The sequence below is a fragment of the Citrobacter sp. TBCS-15 genome, from assembly GCF_005280815.1.
Lineage (GTDB): Bacteria > Pseudomonadota > Gammaproteobacteria > Enterobacterales > Enterobacteriaceae > Citrobacter > Citrobacter werkmanii.
Window position 1 is genome coordinate 1 of sequence record NZ_SZWK01000122.1, and the last position, 20,348, is coordinate 20,348.

Annotated in this window: 19 protein-coding genes; 12 read left to right on the forward strand and 7 right to left on the reverse strand. The window is 51.6% G+C overall.

Features of this window, described 5'->3' with window-relative positions; genetic code table 11:
* Window positions 1-195, forward strand: a 195-nt coding sequence (locus tag FDW96_RS25225) for a hypothetical protein (RefSeq protein ID WP_137365734.1), incomplete at its 5' end; no start/stop codon positions are given.
* 371 nt (window positions 196-566) lie between these two features.
* On the opposite strand, the gene yeiP is transcribed toward FDW96_RS25225, so the two are convergent.
* Window positions 567-1,139: an elongation factor P-like protein YeiP gene (yeiP, locus tag FDW96_RS11680; RefSeq protein WP_038642029.1), complete on the reverse strand. Its 573-nt coding sequence runs from the start codon at window positions 1,137-1,139 to the stop codon at window positions 567-569.
* A 157-nt stretch (window positions 1,140-1,296) separates the two neighbouring features.
* Between yeiP and FDW96_RS11685 the strand changes: the two genes are divergently transcribed.
* The gene (locus tag FDW96_RS11685; RefSeq protein WP_137365735.1) at window positions 1,297-1,551 is read left to right on the forward strand and encodes a YkgJ family cysteine cluster protein; all 255 of its coding nucleotides are present in this window, start codon (window positions 1,297-1,299) and stop codon (window positions 1,549-1,551) included.
* Here FDW96_RS11685 and setB read toward each other — a convergent pair.
* On the reverse strand, window positions 1,548-2,729 hold the full coding sequence (gene setB / locus FDW96_RS11690) for a sugar efflux transporter SetB (RefSeq protein ID WP_038642028.1): 1,182 nt from the start codon (window positions 2,727-2,729) through the stop codon (window positions 1,548-1,550). The genes FDW96_RS11685 and setB overlap by 4 nt on opposite strands.
* A gap of 368 nt (window positions 2,730-3,097) precedes the next feature.
* Here setB and fruB point away from each other — a divergent pair, with 368 nt between their 5' ends.
* The 4 genes from fruB to FDW96_RS11715 all read left to right on the forward strand — a co-directional run bounded on the left by fruB (window position 3,098) and on the right by FDW96_RS11715 (window position 7,254).
* Window positions 3,098-4,228 carry a fused PTS fructose transporter subunit IIA/HPr protein gene (gene fruB, locus FDW96_RS11700; RefSeq protein WP_137365736.1) on the forward strand — a complete coding sequence of 377 codons (1,131 nt, stop codon included), beginning with the start codon at window positions 3,098-3,100 and terminating at the stop codon, window positions 4,226-4,228.
* A complete protein-coding gene (fruK, locus tag FDW96_RS11705) occupies window positions 4,228-5,166 on the forward strand; it encodes a 1-phosphofructokinase (RefSeq protein WP_006683781.1) in 939 nt (312 codons plus the stop codon). Before fruB ends, fruK begins: the two co-directional genes overlap by 1 nt.
* A gap of 16 nt (window positions 5,167-5,182) precedes the next feature.
* Window positions 5,183-6,871 carry a PTS fructose transporter subunit IIBC gene (gene fruA, locus FDW96_RS11710; RefSeq protein WP_042307280.1) on the forward strand — a complete coding sequence of 563 codons (1,689 nt, stop codon included), beginning with the start codon at window positions 5,183-5,185 and terminating at the stop codon, window positions 6,869-6,871.
* Between the two features lie 146 nt (window positions 6,872-7,017).
* Window positions 7,018-7,254, forward strand: coding sequence for a YgdI/YgdR family lipoprotein (locus tag FDW96_RS11715; protein WP_042307282.1), 237 nt, complete (start codon window positions 7,018-7,020; stop codon window positions 7,252-7,254).
* Window positions 7,255-7,320: 66 nt separating this feature from the next.
* Here the strand turns inward: FDW96_RS11715 and FDW96_RS11720 are convergent, their stop codons facing one another.
* Window positions 7,321-8,619: an anaerobic C4-dicarboxylate transporter gene (locus FDW96_RS11720; protein WP_079223422.1), complete on the reverse strand. Its 1,299-nt coding sequence runs from the start codon at window positions 8,617-8,619 to the stop codon at window positions 7,321-7,323.
* 73 nt (window positions 8,620-8,692) lie between these two features.
* Window positions 8,693-9,412, reverse strand: coding sequence for an aspartate/glutamate racemase family protein (locus FDW96_RS11725; RefSeq protein ID WP_042307286.1), 720 nt, complete (start codon window positions 9,410-9,412; stop codon window positions 8,693-8,695).
* 353 nt (window positions 9,413-9,765) lie between these two features.
* Between FDW96_RS11725 and hypT the strand changes: the two genes are divergently transcribed.
* The 4 genes from hypT (at window position 9,766) to FDW96_RS11745 (ending at window position 14,192) form a co-directional block, all read left to right on the forward strand.
* A complete protein-coding gene (gene hypT, locus FDW96_RS11730) occupies window positions 9,766-10,677 on the forward strand; it encodes a hypochlorite stress DNA-binding transcriptional regulator HypT (protein ID WP_079226151.1) in 912 nt (303 codons plus the stop codon).
* Between the two features lie 303 nt (window positions 10,678-10,980).
* Window positions 10,981-11,922 (forward strand): pseudouridine kinase, encoded by a 942-nt coding sequence (locus FDW96_RS11735; protein ID WP_042307288.1) that lies wholly within the window; start codon window positions 10,981-10,983, stop codon window positions 11,920-11,922.
* On the forward strand, window positions 11,910-12,845 hold the full coding sequence (locus FDW96_RS11740; protein ID WP_042307290.1) for a pseudouridine-5'-phosphate glycosidase: 936 nt from the start codon (window positions 11,910-11,912) through the stop codon (window positions 12,843-12,845). The genes FDW96_RS11735 and FDW96_RS11740 overlap by 13 nt, the downstream gene beginning before the upstream one ends.
* A 96-nt stretch (window positions 12,846-12,941) precedes the next feature.
* Window positions 12,942-14,192 carry a NupC/NupG family nucleoside CNT transporter gene (locus FDW96_RS11745; protein ID WP_137365737.1) on the forward strand — a complete coding sequence of 417 codons (1,251 nt, stop codon included), beginning with the start codon at window positions 12,942-12,944 and terminating at the stop codon, window positions 14,190-14,192.
* Window positions 14,193-14,235: 43 nt separating this feature from the next.
* Here the strand turns inward: FDW96_RS11745 and FDW96_RS11750 are convergent, their stop codons facing one another.
* From FDW96_RS11750 to FDW96_RS11760, 3 genes are all read right to left on the reverse strand, one after another.
* Window positions 14,236-15,324, reverse strand: coding sequence for a sugar kinase (locus FDW96_RS11750; RefSeq protein WP_061382074.1), 1,089 nt, complete (start codon window positions 15,322-15,324; stop codon window positions 14,236-14,238).
* Between the two features lie 2 nt (window positions 15,325-15,326).
* Window positions 15,327-16,184: a deoxyribonuclease IV gene (gene nfo, locus FDW96_RS11755; RefSeq protein WP_042307296.1), complete on the reverse strand. Its 858-nt coding sequence runs from the start codon at window positions 16,182-16,184 to the stop codon at window positions 15,327-15,329.
* A 65-nt stretch (window positions 16,185-16,249) separates the two neighbouring features.
* The gene (locus FDW96_RS11760) at window positions 16,250-17,299 is read right to left on the reverse strand and encodes a YeiH family protein (RefSeq protein ID WP_042307297.1); all 1,050 of its coding nucleotides are present in this window, start codon (window positions 17,297-17,299) and stop codon (window positions 16,250-16,252) included.
* Between the two features lie 244 nt (window positions 17,300-17,543).
* Between FDW96_RS11760 and yieE the strand changes: the two genes are divergently transcribed.
* Window positions 17,544-18,425 (forward strand): DNA-binding transcriptional regulator YeiE, encoded by an 882-nt coding sequence (gene yieE / locus FDW96_RS11765; RefSeq protein ID WP_079223428.1) that lies wholly within the window; start codon window positions 17,544-17,546, stop codon window positions 18,423-18,425.
* A 195-nt stretch (window positions 18,426-18,620) separates the two neighbouring features.
* The gene (lysP, locus tag FDW96_RS11770; protein WP_042307301.1) at window positions 18,621-20,090 is read left to right on the forward strand and encodes a lysine-specific permease; all 1,470 of its coding nucleotides are present in this window, start codon (window positions 18,621-18,623) and stop codon (window positions 20,088-20,090) included.
* The last annotated feature ends 258 nt before the right edge of the window (window positions 20,091-20,348 follow it).

Below are 20,348 nucleotides of genomic sequence, written 5' to 3' on the forward strand. Positions count from 1 at the left end.
GTCGGGGCCGAGCCTGCGTCCATGCAGGCCGTCCCCTCTGCCCGCCTCCCTGCGGGCAGACCCGGTCAACCGTCAACGCCTCATCGATTTTCAGCCGGACCGGAGTCATCGCTTCAACGCTCTGACTTCCAGTTAAATCTGTTTTGCTGTTTAAACAAAAAACGCAAATGGTCAGGTGTGGGCTGGTCCGGCTGAAAATTGCCGACGTGTTTCCGTAAGGCCGGGAGAACCCGCAGGGATGCGGGTTCAGGGCGCGCTTTACAGGGACGTTACATCGCGCCCGGCCCGGAAGCCTGGAGGAATGAGCGGAGGGAACCATGAAGTGGCAATTTTCCCGCCGGGAGCCGGGATTGTTAAGGGTACGGCGATAGTACCCTTAACACGTTCACAGACAGTATCGTTTCAGAGAAGTGATAAACATAGGGTGAACGTCACAATACGCCGGAGGTAAAAGATTCAATACCTCCGATTGTTCCACTCTCAGATATCGTTACGATCATTCATCTTTGTAAACTAACAAGCCTTACAGCCTGCGCTGTCCCTTTTCGTCAACGGGGAGCAGAAAGTTAGTCTGCCCGGCCCATGTAGCGACGTTCTTCGATATGAATACGGATTTTTTCGCCCGCACTCAGATACTCAGGAACCAGGATCACCAGACCGGTAGTCAGGGTCGCAGGTTTGTTACGCGCACTTGCTGATGCCCCTTTAATGCCCGGCGCTGTTTCAACAATCTCCAGGTCTACCGTTTGCGGCAGTTCCAGCGCCAGCAGTTGGCCGTCCCAGGTCAGAACCTGCATGTCCGGCATTCCGCCTTCCGGCATGAACAACAGTTCTTCTTCAATCTGGTCTTTGGTGAAGGTATACGGGGTATAGTCTTCTTTATCCATAAAGACATATTCATTGCCATCGACGTAGGAAAAATCAACGCCACGACGGCTCAGGGTGACAGTATCAACGATATCATCGCCCTTGAAACGCTCTTCAACTTTCAGGCCGGTACGGACATCAGAAAAACGCATTTTGTACAGCGTGGCGGCGCCACGTGCGGTTGGCGATTGAATATCAATATCTTTTACAATCAGCAGCTTGCCGTTGTAATTCAGTACCATACCTTTTTTAATTTCGTTCGCTCTTGGCATCGAAAAAATCCTGTAGTGAGGAGTGTCTAAAATATCGCGTAAAACTACTCGCGCCGGGGCATTCAGGCAAGTGGAATTGATGCTTTTGCTGGTGCAAAAAAGGTGTTACTGTGCGCTTCTCGCCCAATCCGATGGTTCACGATAAAGAGAATACTGTATGGAATGCCGTCCGGATTGTGGTGCATGCTGCACCGCGCCTTCAATCTCCAGTCCCATCCCCGGTATGCCTGATGGCAAACCCGCTAATACGCCATGCGTTCAGTTGGATGAATCATTGCGCTGTAAAATTTTCGCTTCGCCGCTGCGGCCAAAAGTGTGCGCTGGTTTACAGCCCAGTGCGGAAATGTGCGGACAGACGACGCACCAGGCCATGCTGTATCTTATTGAGCTTGAATCGCTGACCGCGCCTTAAACATCTTTGATGCGCGCAAGGCACACGATGGTGGCGACGATCATCACCAGCGCAAACCAGAACACCGCGTGATAATTCCAGATTTCAGCGGCAATACCGGCCAACGATCCGGCAATAATCCAGCCTACGCGAATGGTATTCGTATAAAGGGTCGTGGCTGAACCTGCTTGTCCTGGCATCAAATCCTGGAAATAGAGCATGCCAATCCCGCCGAGGATGCCGATATAAATCGCGTTCAGTAGCTGTAAACCAAGCAATACCGCCGGAGAGTGGGCCAACAGCATACCAGCATAAAAGAAAAAGCCGGCGACGACGGCAATTCGCATCAACAGTCGCTTGCCCAGACGCTTCGCAAAGTATCCGGCAATCAACATGGTCGGGATTTCCAGCCCGGCAGCGGTTCCCATCATGATACCCGCCAGTTTTTCCGGCAAATGCAGTTCATTGATAATAAACAGCGGCATATTAATGATATAGAGGCTATTGGTCCCCCACATTAATGTGCAGATAACAAAAAGGAGCAGCGTGTCACGACGATTTCGCCGTGGCGCCTCCACCACGCCAGTGGCGAGAGGCACATTTTTACTCATCGACGGTAAGAACAGCCAAACCATTGCGCCGCAGACAATAAAAGCAACCGCCGCGCTGAGGTACATCACCGTGAAGCTAAATCCCATTGCCAGTGCGTAGGCCAGCGGCGGGCCAATTACCCAGGCCAGCGATACCTGCGCACGTAAAATTGAGCTGAACATGACCGCTTCCCGGCCTGTACGGTCGGCATGCTCGCGGGCGAGAGCAAACATTTGCGGGTTGGCGGTCGAACCAAAGCTGCTGAGGAAGACGCCGACAAACAGCAAAATAAAATAGTTGCGGTTCCAGGCAAACAGCACGCAGGCCAGCATGCCCAGCACACAACAGAAGACAATCAGGTTTTTGCGATCGCCTTTTTTATCCGATCGCCCGGCCAGAAACTGACTCACCAGGATACCGATTACGGCGCTGCCGGTAAAAAAGAACCCGACCATACCGGGACGGGCATGGACTTCATCGGTCAGAAAAAGACTCAGCGTTGGTGTCTGCAAAGCGCCGGCGATACCCGTCAGAAATGCGACAAGCAGGAACGCCGCAGACGTTAAATCGAACGCCTTAGGTGTGGCGGCTACGGGGGTGTTATGCATGTTTTGATATCAATGATGTGAAGAGACGCGGAGTTTACGCTGCTTGCCAGAAAATAAACAGGTAGCCAAATCAAAATCGGCATCAAAAATCAAAATAGCATTTCAGTCAAAGAATGCTGTTTGCTGATGTTGCTGAATCAGTCACGCTGACGCCATTTTTGCTTCAGCAATTTTATCTCTCCCGAGGAGAAAATGTGCGTTATCTCTAAATTCAGCAAGTAATTTGTCAACTTTACTTGTGTGCTGAAGAAAAAAGATCAAGACTTCTTGAAACGTTTCAGCGTCATCTTGCCATAACTGATGGAGTCAGGTGACGCCTTTTTTCTCATGTTGGCTGAATCGTTTCAATTCAGCGGGAGAGGAGAACCATGTTCCAGTTATCTGTTCAGGATATTCACCCGGGCGAACAGGCCGGGAATAAAGAAGAGGCTATTCGCCAGGTTGCCGCGGCCTTAGTGCAGGCGGGTAACGTTGCGGAAGGCTACGTCGATGGCATGCTGGCGCGTGAACAACAAACGTCCACGTTTCTTGGCAACGGTATTGCTATTCCTCACGGGACGACGGACACGCGCGATCGGGTGCTGAAAACCGGTGTGCAGGTGTTTCAGTTCCCGCAGGGCGTGACCTGGGGCGAAGGGCAGGTCGCGTATGTGGCGATAGGTATTGCCGCCAGCTCTGATGAGCACCTCGGTTTACTGCGTCAGCTGACGCATGTGTTGAGTGATGACTCCGTTGCTGAACAGCTGAAATCAGCGACCACGGCGGAAGAGCTACGCGCGTTGCTGATGGGCGAAAAGCAGAGCGAACAATTAAAGCTTGATAACGAAACGCTGTCGCTGGACGTCGTTGCCAGCTCGCTGGTGACGCTGCAGGCGCTCAACGCTGCGCGGCTGAAAGAAATTGGTGCGGTTGATGCCGCATTTGTCGCCAGAGCCATCAATGAGCAGCCGATGAATCTCGGTCAGGGGATCTGGCTGAATGACGGTGCTGAAGGTAACGTGCGCAGCGCCGTTGCGGTCAGCCGTGCAGCTACGGCGTTTGATGTACAAGGGGAAGCGGCAGCCCTGCTGGTGACCGTCGCGATGAATGACGATCAACCGGTTGCAGTGCTGAAGCGCCTTAGCGATCTGCTGCTGAACAATAAAGCTGACCGTTTGTTGAAAGCGGATGCGGCAACGGTACTGGCGCTGCTGACCAGCGATGACGCCTTAACTGATGATGTACTGAGCGCCGAATTTGTTGTGCGCAATGAGCATGGTTTGCACGCCCGTCCGGGCACCATGCTGGTGAATACGATTAAACAATTTAACAGTGAAATTACCGTGACAAATCTCGATGGAACCGGCAAACCGGCAAATGGACGCAGTCTGATGAAAGTTGTGGCATTAGGCGTGAAAAAAGGACATCACCTGCGCTTTACCGCACAGGGCGAGGATGCTGAACAGGCGCTGAAAGCGATTGGCGAAGCCATCGCGGCAGGTCTTGGGGAGGGCGCGTAATGAGCAGACGTGTTGCTACTATCACCCTTAACCCGGCCTATGACCTGGTGGGTTTCTGCCCGGAAATTGAACGCGGCGAAGTGAATCTGGTGAAAACCACCGGCCTGCATGCGGCGGGAAAAGGGATTAACGTCGCTAAAGTCCTGAAAGATTTAGGTATCGATGTCACGGTGGGCGGTTTCCTGGGTAAAGATAACCAGGATGGTTTTCAGCAGTTGTTCAGCGAACTGGGCATTGCCAACCGTTTTCAGGTTGTACAGGGGCGTACCCGTATCAACGTCAAGCTGACCGAAAAAGACGGTGAAGTCACCGACTTCAATTTCTCTGGCTTTGAAGTTACCCCTGCTGACTGGGAACGCTTTGTGAACGATTCGCTGAGCTGGCTGGGCCAGTTCGACATGGTGTGCGTTAGCGGTAGTTTGCCGACCGGCGTGAGCCCGGAAGCTTTCACCGACTGGATGACGCGTCTGCGCAGTCAGTGTCCGTGCATTATCTTTGATAGTAGCCGTGAAGCGTTGGTGGCAGGTCTGAAGGCGGCGCCGTGGCTGGTGAAACCAAACCGTCGTGAACTGGAAATCTGGGCGGGTCGTAAACTGCCTGAAATGAAAGATGTGATTGATGCGGCGCATGCGCTGCGCGAGCAGGGTATTGCTCATGTGGTGATTTCACTCGGTGCGGAAGGCGCGCTGTGGGTTAACGCTTCGGGTGAGTGGATTGCTAAACCGCCGTCAGTTGAGGTGGTAAGCACCGTAGGCGCAGGTGATTCAATGGTTGGCGGTCTGATTTACGGCCTGCTGATGCGTGAGTCCAGCGAACATACCCTGCGTCTGGCGACGGCTGTTGCCGCCCTGGCGGTAAGCCAAAGTAACGTGGGCATTACCGATCGTCCTCAGTTGGCCGCAATGATGGCGCGTGTCGACTTAAAACCGTTTAACTGACAGCAGGAGAGGCATAATGAAAACGCTGCTGATTATTGACGCTAATCTCGGCCAGGCTCGCGCTTACATGGCGAAAACCCTGCTTGGAGCGGCGGCGCAAAAAGCGCATCTGGAAATTATTGATAATCCGAATGATGCAGAACTGGCGATTGTTCTGGGCGACACGCTTCCTGCAGACAGCTCGCTGAACGGCAAAAAAGTCTGGCTCGGCGATATCGGTCGTGCGGTTGCGCATCCTGAACTCTTCCTCAGCGAAGCGAAAGGCCATGCAAAACCTTACAGCGCCCCGGTTGCGACAGCGCCTGTGGCCAGCAGTGGTCCAAAACGTGTGGTGGCGGTGACGGCGTGTCCGACCGGCGTTGCCCATACGTTTATGGCTGCTGAAGCTATTGAAACAGAAGCGAAAAAACGTGGCTGGTGGGTGAAGGTTGAAACCCGTGGCTCGGTCGGGGCAGGCAATGCCATTACCCCGGAAGAAGTGTCTCAAGCGGATCTGGTGATTGTGGCGGCTGACATTGAAGTTGATCTGGCCAAGTTTGCCGGAAAACCAATGTACCGCACGTCTACTGGCCTGGCGCTGAAGAAAACGAAGCAGGAGCTGGACAAAGCGCTGGAAGAAGCTACGCCGTATCAGCCAACCGGCAAGGCGCAGTCTGCGGCAACCGAAGGTAAGAAAGAGAGCGCTGGCGCGTATCGTCACCTGCTGACGGGTGTGTCTTATATGCTGCCGATGGTGGTTGCTGGCGGTCTGTGTATTGCGCTCTCATTCGCCTTTGGTATTGAAGCGTTTAAAGAGCAGGGCACGCTGGCGGCGGCGCTGATGCAGATTGGCGGTGGTTCAGCCTTTGCGTTGATGGTGCCGGTTCTGGCGGGTTATATTGCATTTTCCATTGCTGACCGTCCGGGTCTGACGCCAGGTCTTATCGGCGGTATGCTGGCAGTGAGCACTGGTTCTGGCTTTATTGGCGGGATTATTGCCGGTTTTCTTGCCGGTTATGTGGCGAAGCTCATTAGTACCAGGCTGAAACTCCCGCAGAGCATGGAAGCGCTGAAACCGATTCTGATCATTCCACTGCTTTCAAGCCTGGTGGTGGGCCTGGCCATGATCTACCTGATCGGTAAACCGGTAGCGGGCATTCTGGAAGGTCTGACCCACTGGCTGCAAACCATGGGTACGGCGAATGCGGTACTGCTCGGTGCGATTCTTGGCGGCATGATGTGTACCGATATGGGCGGCCCGGTTAACAAAGCGGCGTATGCTTTCGGTGTAGGTCTGCTGAGTACGCAAACTTATGCGCCGATGGCTGCCATTATGGCTGCGGGGATGGTACCTCCGCTGGCGCTGGGTCTGGCAACGCTGGTTGCACGTCGTAAGTTCGACAAAGCCCAGCAGGAGGGCGGTAAAGCTGCGCTGGTGCTGGGTCTGTGCTTTATCACCGAAGGCGCAATCCCATTTGCCGCGCGTGACCCAATGCGCGTTCTGCCTTGCTGTATCGTTGGCGGCGCGATTACCGGTGCTCTCTCCATGGCGGTAGGTGCGAAGCTGATGGCGCCACACGGCGGTCTGTTTGTGCTGTTAATCCCTGGCGCAATTACGCCGGTGGTTGGCTATCTGCTGGCCATTATTGCCGGTACGCTGGTCGCCGGTCTCTCCTACGCGGTGCTGAAGCGCCCGGAAGCAGAGGTTGTGGCAAAGGCGGCCTGATTAAGAACTGAAATCCAGGGCAGAGAAATCTCTGCCCTTTTTTTATGCATTAACCCTTACCGTTGCAGCATCGCCACAATAATCCATCCTGCCTTAAGCAAATTCGATAAAGTGCCTTTAAATCAAACTGGTCACGGAAATCGAATATGAAAAAAGCGCCCATTTTTGCTGTTCTGTCACTCGCGACGCTGCTGCTGACGGGGTGTTCAACTACCTGGGTGATGACAACAACGTCAGGTTCAACAATAGAGACGCAAGGCAAGCCTGAGCAAGACCCCGAGACAGGACTGACAAAATATGCTGACGCCTATGGCTATCACCGCGTGATTAAAAGCAGCGATGTGAAGCAAATAGATAAAGGTAAGACGGTATTGATGTGGTGAGTCGGGGCAAATGAGTAGAGAATCATTCAGGGGCGATATCTCTGTCGCGCCCCTGAATAAGACGGCTCAGGCAATCATTGGCGCGATGATGAAACCAAAAGCAACGCCAGCGACTATCCCACCCAGTCCCGGCAACATAAACGGGTGGTTTAAGACATACTTACCTACGCGCGTTGTCCCGGTGGTGTCGAACTCCATCGCCGCCAGTGAGGTCGGGTACGTTGGTAGAACAAATACGCCGGTCACAGCCACATAGGAAGCCAGAATAGCCCAGGTGGGAACGCCAAGTGCGACGGCAAGCGGGATAATCAACGGCGTGGTGGCCCCCTGCGAATAGAGCAGCGCGCAGGTGCCAAATAACACCAGAGCCAACAGCATCGGGTAGGCCTGCAGAATATTCCCCGCGATGTCCTTAATCTCCGCTAAGTGCGCGTCAATGAATGTGGTTCCCAGCGTAACAATACCGAGAATGACTGCCAGCGAACTCATCCCGGCGCGAAAAGTGGACGTCAGGACAATGGCATCTGTAGATGTTTTGCACAGCACCACCATCAGGCAAGCGGCAGCCAGCATGCAGATAATAATGATATCCCGCGTATTCATTGGGTTGCCAGCGTCAAACCCCGGACGTAACTGAGGGAATGCGGCAAGAATAACGATGAGCACCGTGGCCAGCATAAACAGGGCGACGGAAAGCCTTGCACCCGGCGTGATACTGTTTTGCCCTTCGTATTTACGCACCAGCCCTTTCTGCAGGCGTTCCAGATAGACCTCATCGTCTTCAAGCTCACATCCCTGGCGCGAAGCGATGAATGCGCCAACCATCGCGGCAACAAACGAGGCTGGCAGACATACGGCCATAACCTGGATAAAGCTGATGCCGTTACCTTCCATGATGGTCAGCATTGCGGCCATTGCGGCGCTGATCGGCGAGCCGGATATCGCTACCTGGGATGCCACTACGGAACCAGCGAGCGTACGAGAAGGGCGGATACCCGACTCTTTCGCAACTTCTGCAATCACCGGCAGGGTTGAAAATACAATGAAACCTGTTCCCGCCATTATGGTCATCGACCAGGTGATAATCGGTGCAATGACATTGATATATTTAGGATTACGACGCATAAAATTGCCGGCAATGCGTACCAGATAATCCATGCCTCCGGCTGCCTGTAGCGCTGATGCCGCCACAACCACCGTCATAATAATAAGAATGACGTCCACAGGCGGTGAGCCAATTTTTAGATCAAATCCCAGGGTTAAAATAGCCAGCCCCAGCCCACCGCATAAACCGATACCAATTCCGCCGAGGCGGATACCGAAAAATATTGCGCCCAATACTACGATAATTTCCAACCAAAGCATAATGGCCTCCGCCAGATAATAATTTGCTATAAGAATGGCTTTTATTAAATGTGATGATTAAATGGTTGTTTTTTTATTGCGCCAGCAGGTGGCTTTTTCCAACGCGTTTTTCATACCACTTGATTCCGGCACGAACTAACGAACCGGTTGAATCAATATATTTGGCTGGTGATTTCTTGATAGCTTCAGCAAGGATTACGGGAACTTCAGTACATCCCAGAACGATGACTTCCGCGCCGCGTGAGAAAAGTGCTTCAGCCTGTTCATTCATTAATTTTTGTGCTTGCTTAACATCGCCAGCTTTCAGGCAATAAATGCTTTCCATTACTTTTTCCTGGCTGGAGGAATCAGGGCTGACGCAGGTTAACCCCAGAGATTCTATCCCTTTTTGGTAGAGACCCATGTACAACGTGGCGTTGGTGGCAAGCAATCCGATGCGCGATTTTCCGCAGTTTCTAACCTCACTCAGGGTTGTCTCCACAATACTGAGCAACTCTGTATGACAGGATTCTTTTAACTCTTTAAACCAAAAGTGGGCGGTATTACACGGGATCACAATACACTCTGCGCCAGCATCTTCGAGTTTATGCATATAATCGCGCATGGCCGGAAGAGGGGAATTACCATGACGCATTAATGCGTCAGTTCGGTCTGGTATATCAGGAATAGATGAAATAATTAATGGGATATGTTCCTGATCGCGTTGCGCTGCGGTAAATGTGACGAATTTATTAAATAGATCGACGGTTGCAGCAGGTCCCATACCACCAAGAACGCCAATTAAACCTTTCACGATATATACCTCATTTCACCGTTAAATAATATTCAGGCTGTGTTTTGTCTTGCCCTAATGTTTAACAGCAGAGCGTTGCGAGGAGAAATGCAATAATGTTTGTCTTAATGCAAAAACTGCATGACTGTAGTTTTTTACGCCATCCTATGGGGTTAGGATAGCGTGGCAAGCCTGAAGTTCTGCAAGCAGAGTAGGGTTGTGGCTGAAGGGTGACGCTGACATGTTAATGTCAAAAACGAAGGTTTGATGCAAAAAACGAATCATCGTGGGCTGATCGTCAATATCATCTCTGGAATTCTTCAGGCATGATGTTTTTAGGCTCATCAACATATTTAAACATCCGTGTGACAGGTATGAAAAATATTGAGACAAAATGGTTATATGATTTTCTGACGCTGGAGGCATGCCGTCATTTTTCCCAGGCTGCGGAGGAGCGCAATATATCTCAGCCGGCATTTAGCCGGAGGATCAAAGCGCTCGAATCAGCCGTGGGGGTGCAGCTGTTTGATCGCACGACGACACCGCTACAACTCACGGAGGAGGGTAAGTTATTCCATTCGCAAACGCGTAGCCTGCTACAACAGCTGGAATGTAATCTGGACGAACTCAGTGGTCACAATCTGCTTGGGGTACCCAATATAAAAATCGCGGCAGCGCATTCTTTGTCGCTGACCATGTTGCCCCGGTTAGTGCATTCAATGGCGGCCTGGGGGGAAGAATTTGTCTGGCACGTCGAGGCGATTGATGTGGTGCAAGCGGTGAATACCCTGCGCGAGGGGAAAAGTGATTTTATTATCTCGTTTCGTGATGAAGATTTAATGCAGTCACCTTTCTGTGGCTTGAAGGTTTTTGAGTCTGAGCTTTATCCCGTCTGTGCCACCGATGGTCAGGGGAACGCGTTGTTTGATATCTATCAGCCGCAGGCGCCGATTCTGAACTATACCAGCACATCCTACATGGGAAGATTGGTAAACCGTCAGTTGGCGGAAGTAGGCGGCATTTCAGCACGTACGTTGTTTATGTCTTCGATGAGTGAGTTGTTGAAAAACATGGCGCTGGATGGGCATGGCATCGCTTGGCTACCAGCGTGGTCGATTGTCAACGAGCTGCGCGATAAGCGTCTGGTGCGTCTGGAGACACCTGAGCTGATGGTGCCAATTCAGGCCTATATTTACCGGATGGACACGCGATTGAATAAAACGGCTGAACATTTCTGGCGTATTTTGTACAACCATATGCCAGAGGACCTGGTTTCGCTTACCTGAGACGCGCCAGCTTGCCAGGCGCATCTGAAAAATCTCCGGTTATGCCGGAGTTATACTTTTTAGTCTGCTTAATTTGTGTACTGCCTCTCATTTCCTCTCTCCCTTACAAACTGTATCTATAAAAAATTGTGATTCTGTTCATATCTATTGGTTTTAGATCTTGCAGATGGGTTTACTTTGTCAAAAACCTGCTTACTATAAACACATGTTCGATATTGAACATATGCTCTAATAATTTTGTGTGTGGCGGTGGTTATTCTTAACGAACTCATTAGTGGCAAGATAATTGCCAGGGGACGTGCTATGCGTGAAAAGGAATACATAGTAACTATTGGCTCTGCCAATATGGATGTTGCTGGGTATTCGCATGCTTCTCTAAATTATGCGGATTCGAATCCAGGAAAGATAAAATTCACCCCCGGCGGAGTTGGACGCAACATTGCACATAATCTCGCGCTGCTGGGTAAAAATTCGTGGTTACTGACTGCGGTTGGTAATGATTTTTATGGTCAATCGTTATTGGCGCAAACTAATCTATCCGGAGTACATGTTGATAAGTGTCTTATCGTTCCCGGAGAGAATACATCGAGTTATTTATCTCTGCTTGATAACACCGGTGAAATGCTGGTTGCCATTAATGATATGAGTATCACTGAACATATTTCACCGGGTTTTTTATCGCAGCAGCATGATTTTATTCGGCAGGCGAAAGTTATCGTCGCCGATTGCAATATCAGCGAAGATGCCCTGGCATGGGTACTGGAAAATGCCGGAGATGTTCCGGTGTTTGTCGACCCGGTATCGGCATGGAAGTGCGTCAAAATTCGTGAGCGGCTTGGACAAATTCACACCCTCAAACCTAACCGGCTTGAAGCCGAAACGCTGAGCGGTATTGCGCTTTCCGGGCGTGATGATGTTGGCAAAGTTGCCGCCTGGTTTCACGACCGCGGCTTAAATCGCCTGGTGCTCAGTATGGGCGGTGATGGAGTTTATTACAGTGATATTGCGGGGGATTGCGGTTGGTCGCTGCCGATTAAAACTCACGTCATTAATGTTACCGGGGCTGGCGATGCGATGATGGCGGGACTGGCTTCCTGCTGGGTAGACGGCATGCCCTTTATTGATTCGGTTCGATTTGCGCAGGGTTGTTCATCAATGGCGTTAGCCTGTGAATATACCAATAACCCTGATTTGTCTGTTGCGAATGTTATCTCAATCGTGGAGAACACAGAATGTCTGAATTAACTCTTTCCTCTGAATTATTACAAATATCTCCAGAAGTACAGGAAGCATTAAACGGTAAAAAACCGATTGTTGCCCTCGAATCAACCATTATTTCTCATGGTATGCCATTTCCGCAGAATGCCCAGACCGCTATTGAAGTCGAAGAAACTATTCGTAAACATGGGGCAGTTCCTGCGACCATTGCTATTATTGGCGGGGTAATGAAAGTTGGTTTAAGCAAAGATGAAATTGAGTTGCTTGGGAGAGAGGGACATAGCGTTACTAAAGTCAGTCGTCGTGATTTACCATTTGTGGTTGCTGCAGGAAAAAATGGTGCGACGACAGTTGCCTCAACCATGATTATTGCCTCCCTGGCTGGAATTAAAGTATTTGCAACGGGCGGGATTGGTGGTGTTCATCGTGGTGCTGAACATACCTTTGATATTTCCGCGGATCTGCAAGAACTGGCGCATACCAATGTCACGGTAATTTGTGCCGGCGCGAAATCTATTCTTGATCTAGGTTTAACGACCGAATATTTAGAAACCTTTGGCGTGCCGTTAATTGGATATCAGACCAACGCGTTGCCGGCATTTTTCTGCCGAACCAGTCCGTTTGAGGTCAGTATTCGTTTGGACAGCGCAAAAGAGATTGCCCGTGCCATGGCGGTGAAATGGCAGACAGGTCTCGATGGCGGTCTGGTTGTTGCAAACCCAATCCCAGAGCAGTTTGCGATGGCTGAAGAGAAAATTAATGCGGCAATCGATCGGGCGGTAAAAGAAGCGGAAGAGCAGGGTGTTGTGGGCAAAGAGAGTACGCCGTTCCTGCTGGCGCGCGTTGCGGAGCTGACCGGTGGTGACAGCCTGAAATCAAATATTCAGCTGGTGTTCAACAACGCGGTACTGGCTTGTGAAATTGCGAAGGAGTATCAACGCCTCGCCTGACCAAATTTTCCGGGCAGAATGCGGTCGCCCGCGGATAGCAAACCTACCAAAACCTGGCGGTAACGCCGGGTTTCCTGGCATGAAGGGAATTTCATTATGGATATAATGAGAAGTGTTGTGGGTATGGTGGTATTACTGGCCATCGCGTTTCTGCTGTCAGTAAATAAAAAACGTATTAGTCTGCGCACAGTCGGAGCTGCGCTGGGACTGCAAATTGCAATCGGCGGCATTATGCTCTATTTCCCGCCGGGGAAATGGCTGGTGGAACAGGCCGCGCTCGGTGTCCACAAGGTGATGTCGTATAGTGACGCGGGAAGCGCATTTATCTTTGGCTCCCTGGTCGGGCCAAAAATGGATGTGCTGTTCGATGGCGCCGGGTTTATCTTCGCCTTTCGGGTGCTCCCGGCCATCATTTTTGTGACTGCCCTAATCAGCCTGCTCTACTACATTGGCGTGATGGGGCTGTTGATCCGCATCCTCGGCGGTATTTTCCAGAAAGCGCTGAACATCAGTAAGATCGAGTCATTTGTCGCAGTAACGACGATTTTCCTCGGGCAAAACGAGATCCCGGCGATCGTCAAACCGTTTATGGACCGGCTGAATCGCAATGAGCTGTTTACCGCTATTTGTAGCGGGATGGCCTCGATTGCTGGCTCAATGATGATTGGTTACGCTGGAATGGGCGTTCCGATTGACTATTTGCTGGCGGCATCGTTGATGGCAATCCCTGGCGGTATTTTGTTCGCGCGTATGCTGAGTCCGGCAACTGAAGAATCACGCGTCACCTTTGAGAACCTTTCATTTACCGAAACGCCGCCGAAAAGCATCATCGAAGCAGCGGCGAGCGGGGCGATGACTGGGCTGAAAATTGCCGCAGGCGTGGCGACGGTAGTAATGGCATTTGTTGCCATTATCGCGCTGATTAACGGCATTATCGGCGGAATTGGTGGTTGGTTTGGTTTTGGTCACGCCACCCTGGAAGGAATCTTCGGCTGGCTACTTGCACCGCTGGCTTGGATTATGGGCGTGGACTGGAGCGATGCGACGCTGGCAGGTAGCCTGATTGGTCAGAAGCTGGCAATCAACGAGTTTGTCGCCTATCTCAACTTCTCGCCGTATCTGCAAACCGGCGGGACACTGGATGTGAAGACCATTGCGATTATTTCGTTTGCGCTGTGCGGGTTCGCTAACTTTGGTTCGATTGGTGTTGTTGTCGGCGCATTTTCTGCGATAGCGCCACAGCGAGCTCCGGAAATCGCGCAGCTTGGAATGCGCGCGCTGGCAGCAGCAACGTTGTCAAACCTGATGAGCGCCACCATAGCGGGTTTCTTTATCGGTATAGCATAGTGAGAGCAATGCCGGATAAGCGTGGCGCTATCCGGCATTACATTTAAGCTGTTTGCAGCAAATATAAGGCGTTATCTGCCGAGAGGGTTGGGTTGTTGATGCTGACGCTGGCTCGCGATAATGCCGCGCAGGCCATGGCAAAGTGAGCGCTTTCACGAAACTCGCTACCTTCCAGAAAGCTGTACAGCAATCCCGCCATAAAAGCGTCATCGGCGCCAAAACTGTCTACGATCGTATGATCGGGAGGTGTCAGTAAAAACTGTTCTCCGTCCTTTTCGCTGCAAAAAACGGAATCATCTTCCAGGCAGACAAAGATCCGTTTTACACCTTGCTGATGCAGACTATTGACGGCCAGTATGCGATCGGCATCTGAATGGATAGGTTGGCCCCACAAAATCGCCAGCTCTTTCTGCGTTGGTTTAAGCGTATGAATACGCTTAAACCATGTCTTCATTTTTGCCGCTTTGAACTCTGAAACGGTGTCAATGAATACGGGAATATCATCAGCAATCGTAAAGACCCACTCAATGGCTTCGGCGGTCAGATTGCAATCTGCCAGTACGACACCGGAATGGCGGATCAAATCTCGCGACCCGTTCAGCAACTGTGGCGTTAATTGCTGCAGGATATGGGTATCGTTAATTGCCAGTACGGTTTCTTCCTGCTGATTAGCGATCGACAGGTAGGTTGAGGTGTTATGCCCATGCAGGCGTATGCAACTTGCAACGTTTACACCGGCCTGACGCGTTTGTTCCAGCAATGTTTCCCCATAGAAATCACTGCCAACAGCGGAAATTAAGTGAACGTCACGGCCCAGCAGCGCCAGGTTGTGGGCGATGTTGCGTCCTACGCCGCCTGCCGAGCAGTGAATGCTGCCAGGATTAGAAGCAGCCTGAGGATAGTGGATGTCTGCAACACCACGAATATCCATGTTGATAGCCCCGACAACCACGCAATAATCCTGTTCGGTAAGGATATAACCTTTACCTTTGATCATGCCTTTACGCATCAAATCCATAATATGCGCAGCGACGCGTGAACGGCTTATCTGCAGAATATCGGCGATTTCATTCTGCTGAATCAACGGATTGCGACGCAGGATCTTAAGGATCTGCTTTTCCCTGTCGTTCATAATTACGCCACCGCTTGTTCTGTTTGCTGGGCTTTCAGCCAGGCAATCTCTTCTGCCCAGATATCCGGATTAATCGTTTCCAGCACCAGCGGAATGCCGTCAAAACGACTATCCTGCATGATCCAACGGAAAGCGTCGTGGCCAATATTCCCTTCACCTAAGCTATGGTGACGGTCAACGCGACTGCCAAACGTGCTCTTGGCGTCGTTCAGGTGCATTCCGCGTAGATAGTTGAAACCGACAATACGTTCAAATTCCGCAAACGTCTTTTCGCATTCCTCGACGGAACGCAAATCGTAACCGGCAGCGAAAGCATGGCAGGTATCAATACAGACGCCAACACGGGATTTATCTTCAACACCATCAATAATGGCGGCAAGGTGCTCAAACTTAAATCCGAGATTGCTGCCCTGTCCGGCGGTATTTTCGATAACTGCCGTAACCCCCTGGGTCTGAGCGAGGGCGATGTTGATAGATTCAGCAATACGCGCCAGACATTCATCTTCCGGGATCTGCATCAAATGGCTGCCCGGATGAAAGTTGAGCAGCGATAAACCGAGCAGCTCACAACGCTGCATTTCATCGATAAACGCATCGCGTGACTTTTCCAGTGCCTCGCTGACCGGGTGACCGAGGTTAATCAGATAGCTGTCGTGAGGCAGGATCTGGGCGGAAGTATAGTGATACTTCTCGCAAGCAGACTTGAAATCATCAATGATTTCAGTGGTCAGCGGCGCGGCGCGCCACTGACGCTGATTTTTGGTGAACAGGGCGAATGCGGTAGCTTCAATTTCTGCGGCCCGAATAGCGGCGTTAGCCAGACCGCCAGCGGCGCTTACGTGCGCTCCAATATATTTCATAAATTAAACCCGCCATACTCAAAAGGGGAGAGTATAGCGGGTTAAGGGAAGTGAGTCGTGATCGTTTATGCCATCAGCGCGTGGATAGCGACGTTAATCGCACCACCACCCACAATCAACCAGACAAACAGCAGTAGCGCCATTAGTAACGGTTTGGCACCGGCTTTTTTCAGGGCGCTCACGTGAGTGGTTAGCCCCAGTGCGGCCATTGCCATTGCCAGCAGCACGGTATCCAGCGTCACCAGCATACTCACTACCGACTGCGGCAGCAGGTGGAAAGAGTTAAAAATCGCCACCACAATGAACAGGATGGCAAACCATGGAATAGTGATTTTGCTCTTCTCACCACCTGTTGCCGGAGACAGTTGTTTTACTCGTGCGGCCAACAGGATGAGGAACGGCGCCAGCATCATGACGCGCAGCATTTTGGCAATCACCGCGGCGTTTTCAGCATCCGGGTTAATGGCGTGTCCGGCGGCAACAACCTGCGCAACCTCATGCATGGTGGAGCCAATGTAAATGCCGTAGGTTTCTGGACTAAACCAGTGCGCCAACAGCGGATACATCGCCGGATACAGGAAGATAGCGATAGTACCGAAGATGACCACGGTGGCGACGGCAACCGTCACTTTACTGGCTTCCGCTTTCACCACTGGTTCAGTTGCCAGCACGGCGGCGGCACCACAAATGCTGCTCCCCGCGCCAATCAGCCAACTGGTGTGTCGGTCCAGACCAAACACTTTCTGCCCCAGGAAGCAGGCAATCATAAAGGTGCTGCTGAGCGTTAACACATCAATTACGATACCGCTGACGCCGACGTCAGCAATTTGCGCGAAGGTAAGGCGGAAACCGTAGAGGATTATCCCCAGGCGTAATAAATGTTGTTTGGCAAACAGGACGCCGCCATCGCAGCTTTTCCAGATTTGTGGATATACGGTGTTGCCGATAACCATCCCAAACAAGATGGCTAAGGTGAGGGCGCTGAACCCGGCGCCAGCGACGGCGGGAATGGATCCCCCCCACAAGGCGACCCCAGTGATAACTGCACTCAGGGCAAGCCCCGGAATAAAATGCCACGCTGTACGACGATGAGTCTGTAAGGTGAGTTCTGTCATATCCTTCTCCTTTATCTGGGTAAAAGAGTACGGCGATGTGGTTTAAAAATAAAATTGATTATATATTTATAATTAATCTATATAAGTGGTATACCCGTCATACTTCAAGTTGCATGCGCGTTGGCTGCGCTCGTTCACCCCAGTCACGTACTTAAGTACGCTCCCGGGGATGCTCTCTCTTGCCGCCTTCCTGCAACTCGAATTATTTAGGGTATAAGTAACGGATATCCGGTGGAAAACGACTATGCATATCACCCTGCGACAACTTGAAGTGTTTGCTGAGGTACTGAAAAGCGGCTCGACAACCCAGGCATCTGTCATGCTGGCACTGTCGCAGTCGGCGGTGAGTGCGGCGCTAACCGATCTGGAAGGGCAGCTTGGCGTACAGCTGTTTGATCGCGTTGGCAAGCGGTTGGTGGTCAATGAGCACGGGCGCTTACTCTACCCGCGCGCGTTGGCGTTACTTGAGCAAACGATAGAAATCGAACAGCTTTTTCGTGAGGATAATGGCGCGATTCGCGTCTATGCCAGCAGCACCATTGGCAACTATATTTTGCCCGCCATGATCGCCCGTTATCGCCATGATTTCCCGGATTTACCCCTGGAGCTGAGCGTGGGTAACAGCCAGGATGTGATTAACGCTGTCCTGGATTTTCGCGTAGATATTGGGTTGATCGAAGGGCCGTGCCACAGCACCGAAATTATCTCTGAACCATGGCTGGAGGACGAACTGGTGGTGTTTGCCGCCCCGTCTTCGCCGCTAACAAAAGGCCCCGTGACGCTGGATCAACTGGCTGCTTCGCCGTGGATCTTACGTGAGCGAGGTTCCGGTACGCGTGAACTGGTAGATTACCTGTTGCTATCGCATCTGCCGAGATTCCAGATGGCGATGGAGTTGGGTAACTCCGAGGCCATTAAGCATGCGGTGCGCCATGGGCTCGGTATCAGCTGTTTGTCGCGTCGAGTCATTGCAGAACAGTTACAGGCGGGCACGCTGAGTGAAGTTCCCGTGCCGCTGCCGCGTTTAGTTCGCACGCTCTGGCGCGTTCATCATCGACAAAAACATCTCTCTAACGCCATTACGCGCTTTTTACATTACAGCGACCAGGTTGCGCAGGGCGAATAACGCCCTCACTGGCGTAATATCACCTCTATGCATAATGGCGGTTTCGTCTTCACCGCCATGCTCCGCCCATTTTCTGCTTTACTTATAATCCGCGGCCAGTCATGAAGGTCTCTTATAACAGCGCATTTGTGCCGGAAGAAAGCCGTTTCGTCTGCTACAATCGCGCCTCATTTTTTGGATGGATAGCATTTTCACATGGTTTCCGAAACTAAAACCACAGAAGCGCCCACGCTACGTCGTGAACTGAAGGCGCGTCACCTGACGATGATTGCCATCGGAGGCTCCATCGGTACAGGTCTTTTCGTTGCATCTGGTGCAACTATTTCTGCGGCGGGTCCTGGCGGCGCGTTGTTCTCGTATATTCTGATTGGTCTGATGGTGTATTTTCTGATGACCAGCCTCGGTGAACTGGCAGCCTATATGCCGGTTTCCGGTTCGTTCTCTACCTACGGTCAGAACTATGTAGAAGAAGGCTTCGGCTTCGCGCTGGGCTGGAACTACTGGTACAACTGGGCGGTGACAATTGCCGTTGACCTGGTGGCCGCGCAACTGGTAATGAGCTGGTGGTTCCCGGACACGCCAGGCTGGATCTGGAGTGCACTGTTTCTCGGCGTTATCTTCCTGCTGAACTACATTTCCGTGCGCGGGTTTGGCGAAGCGGAGTACTGGTTCTCACTGATCAAAGTGACCACCGTGATTATCTTCATCGTGGTTGGCGTGATGATGATTGTCGGTATCTTCAAAGGTGCTCAGCCGGTAGGCTGGAGCAACTGGACGACGGGTGATGCGCCGTTTGCCGGTGGTTTTGCCGCGATGATTGGCGTGGCGATGATTGTCGGCTTCTCCTTCCAGGGAACTGAGCTTATCGGTATCGCAGCAGGGGAATCGGAAGATCCTGAGAAGAATATTCCACGCGCGGTGCGTCAGGTGTTCTGGCGAATCCTGCTGTTCTATGTGTTCGCGATTTTGATTATCAGCCTGATCATTCCGTACACCGATCCAAGCCTGCTGCGTAACGATGTGAAAGACATCAGCGTTAGCCCGTTCACGCTGGTATTCCAGCACGCGGGTCTGCTGTCTGCGGCGGCGGTAATGAACGCGGTTATCCTGACGGCGGTACTGTCTGCGGGTAACTCCGGGATGTATGCTTCTACGCGTATGCTTTACACCCTGGCCTGTGACGGTAAAGCGCCGCGTATTTTCGCCAAACTGTCTCGAGGTGGTGTGCCGCGTAATGCACTGTATGCAACTACGGTGGTGGCGGGGCTGTGCTTCCTGACCTCAATGTTTGGTAACCAGACCGTATACCTGTGGCTGCTGAATACTTCCGGGATGACGGGTTTTATCGCCTGGTTAGGGATTGCTATCAGCCATTATCGTTTCCGTCGTGGTTATGTGCTGCAAGGACACGATGTGAAGGATCTGCCGTATCGTTCTGGTTTCTTCCCGCTGGGGCCGATCTTTGCCTTCGTGCTGTGCCTGATCATTACTCTGGGTCAGAACTACGAAGCGTTCCTGAAGGACAGCATTGACTGGGGGGGTGTGATGGCAACCTATATCGGTATCCCGCTGTTCCTGATTATCTGGTTTGGTTATAAGCTGACGAAAGGTACTCATTTCGTTCGCTACAGCGAAATGAAATTCCCTGGACGCGTGAAGAAGTAATCTTGTACCTGATGGCACCGTGCTAATCCGACCTACGTAAGATAGTGTAGGTCGGGTAAGCCCTCCATGCTGCCATCCGGCAGACAATAACCCCCCCGCCACTCACCATGTTCAGTTAACATCTCAGTTTCAGAAAGCATCAACATGTGTTGGCGGGATAATGAACATGCTCTCTCTGAGAAAGGGTTCCGTTCACCTCATGTTCATCGCTTCTCTGTACACTGAACGCCAGTGAACGTGTTAAGGGTGCTATCGCCG